The organism is Kordiimonas lipolytica (genome assembly GCF_042651265.1).
GTDB classification, from domain to species: domain Bacteria; phylum Pseudomonadota; class Alphaproteobacteria; order Sphingomonadales; family Kordiimonadaceae; genus Kordiimonas; species Kordiimonas lipolytica.
On the sequence record NZ_JBHSCR010000028.1, the window covers coordinates 1 to 5,298 of the forward strand.

The window sequence follows — 5,298 nt, forward strand, 5'->3', positions numbered from 1 at the left end:
CAAAAAGTGGCAGACTTTTACTCCGCCCGCAGCAACACAACGCCGCCGCTTCAGTGGCCTACTTTTACACCGCCCTATACACCCATTTCAGGAGGTGCCAAGCCATTTCCTGAAGCCCGGAGGCACTAAAGCGCACCGTTAGGGTACCATCCTCGTTGAGTTTGCTCGCCTGCTCTGGGTGGAATATGAAATCTCCCGCGATGGCCGCCGCTGCTTCGGAAAAAACCCATTCAACATCATAAACTTTGTCGAAGAAGACGCCAAACGACTGGTGCGAATAGGCTTGTAGGTCAAAGTCGCTTGGCATTTCGAAAAGGTGGTCGGTCGGTGTAACCTTCGCAATGGACGATAGGACAATTTTACGAATGGGCGTGGTTCGTCTGGCTGGATTGTTTGCTACCAGATAGTGACGATGACCATATAGAAAGCCATAAGGGTGAAGCTGCTCGCACCGCTTGGTACCGTCGCGCTTGGTGTAATAAATTTCGCATACATTCCCGCCCTTGATCGCTTCACGTAGTACAGAGACGTGTTCAGACGGTATTGCCCTTTTGGGGCCTGGTGACGCTATCAACCCTTCCGCGCGCAATATAGATTCCAGATCAGGAGCAATCCGATTTCTGTCGTCGGGATTCATTAGGGCTTGGACCTTGCGGATGGCAGAACGCACGAGCTTGGCATCGTCTTCATGGTCCATCAATTCAATTTTTTGAGCTGCGGTTTCCATTGCGGTCAACTCATCGAGGGAAAAGGCGATCAATTTGTGGAAGATGCCATTCGGGAATCGGTAGCGCTTTTCGTTATTTTCACCGACGACCACCTCCAAATGGGGAAAGTAATATTCCATGCTGCGCATCAGGCGTTGAGTCGTCCGAAGCGTATCACCCATATGCTCGGCAATTTCCTTAGTAGTCATGCCGGTTCGTTTGGATTTGTGAGATTCAACAGTGTACTGGAACAGGAACCTAATCGCTTGGAAATAAAGGGTAATCTATGGTGATCGGCAAATATCAAGATCAACTGCTCGTCAAATATTATGATCAAAAGAGTAGAGGACTATTTATAAATCCGCAAAAGTGCGGTAGAGTGTCTTCTTTCAGGCCTGCCGTTATTTCACAGGATGATGCGGAACTCACATCGTCTATCGGAGAAACCCTCGTGTCATTGTTTAACAACATGCATAAGCTTTTGCCTGCACGAGAGCTGCATTTTAATCATCGAAGCATAACAGGTTGGATATCCGGCAAGCCTAAAGACGACCAGATTCAGTTCGAGTCCACACTTGAACGCGATTTCGCATATCTTGCGTTCTTTGACCCGCGCGTACTGTCGATACAGGCACAGCCGTTTACTTTGGAATACACTGATGCACAGGGAAACCCACGAATCTATACTCCTGATTTCCAAGTGCGTTATCTCAGCTCCTTTGAACAGTGTTCAGAGGCAATCGTTGAAATCAAGTATCAAAAAGAACTGGAAGAGAAAGAGGCAGAGTTCGCAGATCGCTTTGCTTCCATGAAACGATGGAGTGAGGAAAACAATACAGAATTCCATATCGTAACAGAGAATGAGATCCGAGTTGGCTCTCGACTGTTCAACATCAAGTCCTTGTATCCCTTTCTGATGATCAATGATGACGATGGAGAAGGATCCGCCGACCTTGGACGCTTTATCAAACAAAACGCCCCCATAACAATCAAGGAGGTTCTAAACCAAAATTCACAAACCAGGGAAGAACAAGCCAGAGTCCAACATAACATCTGGCGCATAATAGCTATTGGTCAAGCTTGGATCAAAATGGACGAACCGATAACCTACGACACGGTGCTTCATAGCCATCCGGTGGCAGACACAAACGGACTATTCTTCTCCAGCCTTTCTTTTGAAGAGGGCCTGTACGGTGATTGACAGCAAGGCGCAGAAAGAAAACCTCTCAGGCGCAGACCTGAATACTTATTCTAAAGAAGAATGGGCAAGAGCTCTTGAGGTCCGAGAAGCAATTTTGCATTTGCTGCATCTTTCCAAGATCACGGAATCAGACGTCGAAGAAGCTGCAGCAGGTCTGAATATCTCAAGAAGCTGGTTATATGAACTTATCAATCGGTTTAGAAACGAGGGTACGGTTAGCTGTTTAATCCCACGGAAACCCACAGGGGGCCGCGGCAAAGGACGAATAAATTCCGTCCATGAAGCGCTTATAAATGAGATTGTTGAGACAACATATCTGACAACACTAAAGCTTAAACCCAGCAAGGTAATAAAAGCTTACAAAACTGCCTGCAAGCGGAGAAATCTGAAGCCTGTATCTGATAACACGGTCCGTGCTCGACTGCAGGAGATTCCGGCTCGGCTAGCAATGAAAAGACGTGAAAGTGGTCGCAAGGCCCGTGACAAATTCGATCCGGTCGTCGATGAGTTCCCCCGGCCCAAATGGCCTTTGGGGGTGGTACAAATGGACCATACACCTACGGATATAATCGTTGTTGATGAAGAACTCAGGCAACCGATCGGCAAGCTGAATTTGACTATAGCCGTTGATATTTATAGCCGCGCAATCCTGGGATATTTGATGTCATTGGAAGCTCCGAGCGCAACAACCGTGGCCCTCTGTCTGGCTCATGCTGTTGCACCAAAAGCAGTCTGGCTAAGAGAACGAGGTATCCATGCAGACTGGCCAATGTATGGCAAAATGGATGTCCTCCATGTTGACAACGGGCCCGACTTCAAAAGTGAGGCGCTGAAGCGCGGCTGCGACCAACACGGGATTGTGTTGGAACACCGCCCAGTGAAACATCCCAAATATGGAGGAACGGTTGAGCGACTGTTCGAAACTCTGAACGAAGAAATTCATTCCTGGCACGGGACCACAAAATCAAACGTTCAGGACAAAGGCGAATATAATTCGGAAGAAGAGTCTTGCCTGACAATGGCTGAACTGGAGCGTATGCTTGTCCGTGTCATCACCAAAATTTATCATGAAGAGATACACTCCAAACTGCTGATAAGTCCTAAGTTGGCATGGGATGAAGGCATCTACGGCGTGGACAACAAGCCTGGACGGGGTCTACCTACAAGGATACCCAATGAAAAGCGCTTCCTTATAGATTTCCTGCCGCTCAAACACAGAACTATCCAGCGATATGGGTTTGTGTGGGACTATATCCATTATTATGACCCCGTGCTGCGGACCTATCTGGATCGGGAGGATAAGCGCAAATTTATTATCCGACGCGATCCAAGAGACCTTTCCAAAGTATATTTCTATTGCCCCGAAACAGATCAGTATTTTGAAATTCCGTATCGCAACCTGGACAATCCATCTGTCACACTTTGGGAGTGGACTGCTACACGTGAACGCTTAAAACAGAAGGGACTGGACGCACGGGATGAAGACACAATCTTCGAAGCTTATGAAGAGAACAGGCGCGAACTGGAAGAAGCCAGAATTAAAACCAAACGCGCGCGGCGGCAGTATGAACGCACTAAGCAGGCGAAACGTTCACGTAAACGCTTAACGCCGCAAGCCGATCAAAAATCCACACGCTCGCTTCAGGATAAACCCAGTGTGCAAGAATCAATTTCACCAGAGGAAGATGACTTTGATTTTGGCGCAACATTTGACGATATCAAACTCCGGTAGGGCGCACATGGAACATTTGGAAGCTCAGACCCGTTCAATGATGGAGAAACCACTCCAGGACCGTATAAGTCATGTCAAAACTATAAAATGGATTGGATACCCAAAAGCAGTCCAGATTCTAAATGAAATGGAGGACTTGATCGATCATCCACCATCTCATCGAATGCCAAACATTCTCATTGCCAGTCCCACCAATAACGGCAAAACCATGATCATGAAGCGTTTCATGGAATTGCATCCGGCATCGGACGAACCAGAATGCGATGCTGCTTCAGTGCCTGTATTCGCAGTTCAGATGCCGCCGCGGCCGGACCCGCGGCGCTTCTATATGAAAATCTTGCAAGCTCTTTTCGCAACCTATAGGGACTCTGACAATCTCGCCCGATTAGAGACCCAGGCCATTTCACTTATGCAGTCCTGCGGCGTCAAAATGCTTCTTATCGATGACCTCCACAATATGCTTGCCGGCCGCGTTGATGCCCAAAGACAGTTCTTGAACATGTTGCGCACAATAGGCAACGAGCTGGAAGCATCCCTGGTATGCTTTGGCACCCAAGGAGCACTGAGGGCCATCCAGTTGGATGACCAACTCGCCAACCGGTTCATCCCCTATATCCTGCCAACTTGGCAAATGGACAAAGAGTTCAGGATGCTCCTGAACACCTATGAAAGCTTGTTGCCCTTTCCTGAGAGATCATACCTCGCTGCAAAGGAAACTGCTCATTACATTCTTACAAAATCTGAAGGCACAATCGGCGAAGCCTTTGCACTGATAAACCGGGCTGCAAAAATAGCGCTTGAGCAAGCAAAGACACACATAGAACCAAACCATCTGGAAAATTGCGGCTACATCCCCCCTAAGGAGAGAAGGCGGGCCGCTGAGCTAAGGTTTTGATAGTCCTGAGTGGTAAATACTGGCCGGTTCACCCTAAGCCACAGCCTTTTGAATTGTTCTCTTCGTGGCTGACTCGCATCGCTTTAGGGAATGGTACTTCTGCTCATAATTTTTGCCAATCTATTTGGCCAGGCAAGCAGGTTTGGACGCGAGATATCGATGTATATGGATGGAAGGGGCTGGTTGAGACGCTTGCTCTAAAAACAGGGACCCCACCACATCAAATCATCAATCTATCCCTGTCCTATTACGAAGGAACGGTGTTTGAAGAGATGCACGGGCGATGCCCCACCAATTGGGTTTTGCCAACAGGCATCTACCACCGAATACGACGAGGATTTGGTTTGCAATGGTGCCCCAAATGCCTTCAGTCGGATCCGATACCGTATTTTCGGCGCCATTGGCGCATGGCATTCGCTTCATGCTGCCCAAAGCATGGCATTCTTCTGGCAGACCGCTGCCACTGCTGCAAGGCACCTGCCGTTCCTTTTAGAAAGGGGCTTGTCACCTGTTTCCAATGTACGGCCGACCTCAGAGACCACCCGTGTGTACCGGCTCTCAATGAAGCAATAATTGCTGAATCTGAACTTATTCAAAGAGCGATGGATGGACGGACGATGCTTCCTGGCTATCAGCCTATTTTTAGCATTGCATTTTTCGACATATGGCATCGCCTACTTATGTATAGGGCGGTGTAAAAGTAGGCCACTGAAGCGGCGGCGTTGTGTTGCTGCGGGCGGAGTAAAAGTCTGCCACTTTTTGG

At 48.3% G+C, this 5,298-nt stretch carries 5 protein-coding genes; 4 read left to right on the top strand and 1 reads right to left on the bottom strand.

What is annotated here, in order from left to right; genetic code table 11:
* Nucleotides 1-64: 64 nt before the first annotated feature.
* The gene (locus ACFO5Q_RS16800) at nt 65-889 is read right to left on the bottom strand and encodes a helix-turn-helix transcriptional regulator (RefSeq protein WP_068147215.1); all 825 of its coding nucleotides are present in this window, start codon (nt 887-889) and stop codon (nt 65-67) included.
* Nucleotides 890-993: 104 nt separating this feature from the next.
* On the opposite strand from ACFO5Q_RS16800, the gene ACFO5Q_RS16805 reads away from it, so the two are divergent.
* From ACFO5Q_RS16805 to ACFO5Q_RS16820, 4 genes are read left to right on the top strand one after another with little or no spacing between them, the layout of a single operon-like run.
* Nucleotides 994-1,908, top strand: a complete 915-nt coding sequence (locus ACFO5Q_RS16805) for a TnsA endonuclease N-terminal domain-containing protein (RefSeq protein WP_068147212.1) — start codon at nt 994-996, stop codon at nt 1,906-1,908.
* Nucleotides 1,901-3,640 carry a Mu transposase C-terminal domain-containing protein gene (locus ACFO5Q_RS16810; RefSeq protein ID WP_156431938.1) on the top strand — a complete coding sequence of 580 codons (1,740 nt, stop codon included), beginning with the start codon at nt 1,901-1,903 and terminating at the stop codon, nt 3,638-3,640. Before ACFO5Q_RS16805 ends, ACFO5Q_RS16810 begins: the two co-directional genes overlap by 8 nt.
* Before the next feature lie 7 nt (nt 3,641-3,647).
* Complete coding sequence (locus ACFO5Q_RS16815; RefSeq protein WP_197421044.1) at nt 3,648-4,535, top strand: TniB family NTP-binding protein; 888 nt, start codon at nt 3,648-3,650, stop codon at nt 4,533-4,535.
* Nucleotides 4,532-5,233: a TniQ family protein gene (locus ACFO5Q_RS16820; RefSeq protein ID WP_082719841.1), complete on the top strand. Its 702-nt coding sequence runs from the start codon at nt 4,532-4,534 to the stop codon at nt 5,231-5,233. The genes ACFO5Q_RS16815 and ACFO5Q_RS16820 overlap by 4 nt, the downstream gene beginning before the upstream one ends.
* Nucleotides 5,234-5,298 lie beyond the last annotated feature (65 nt).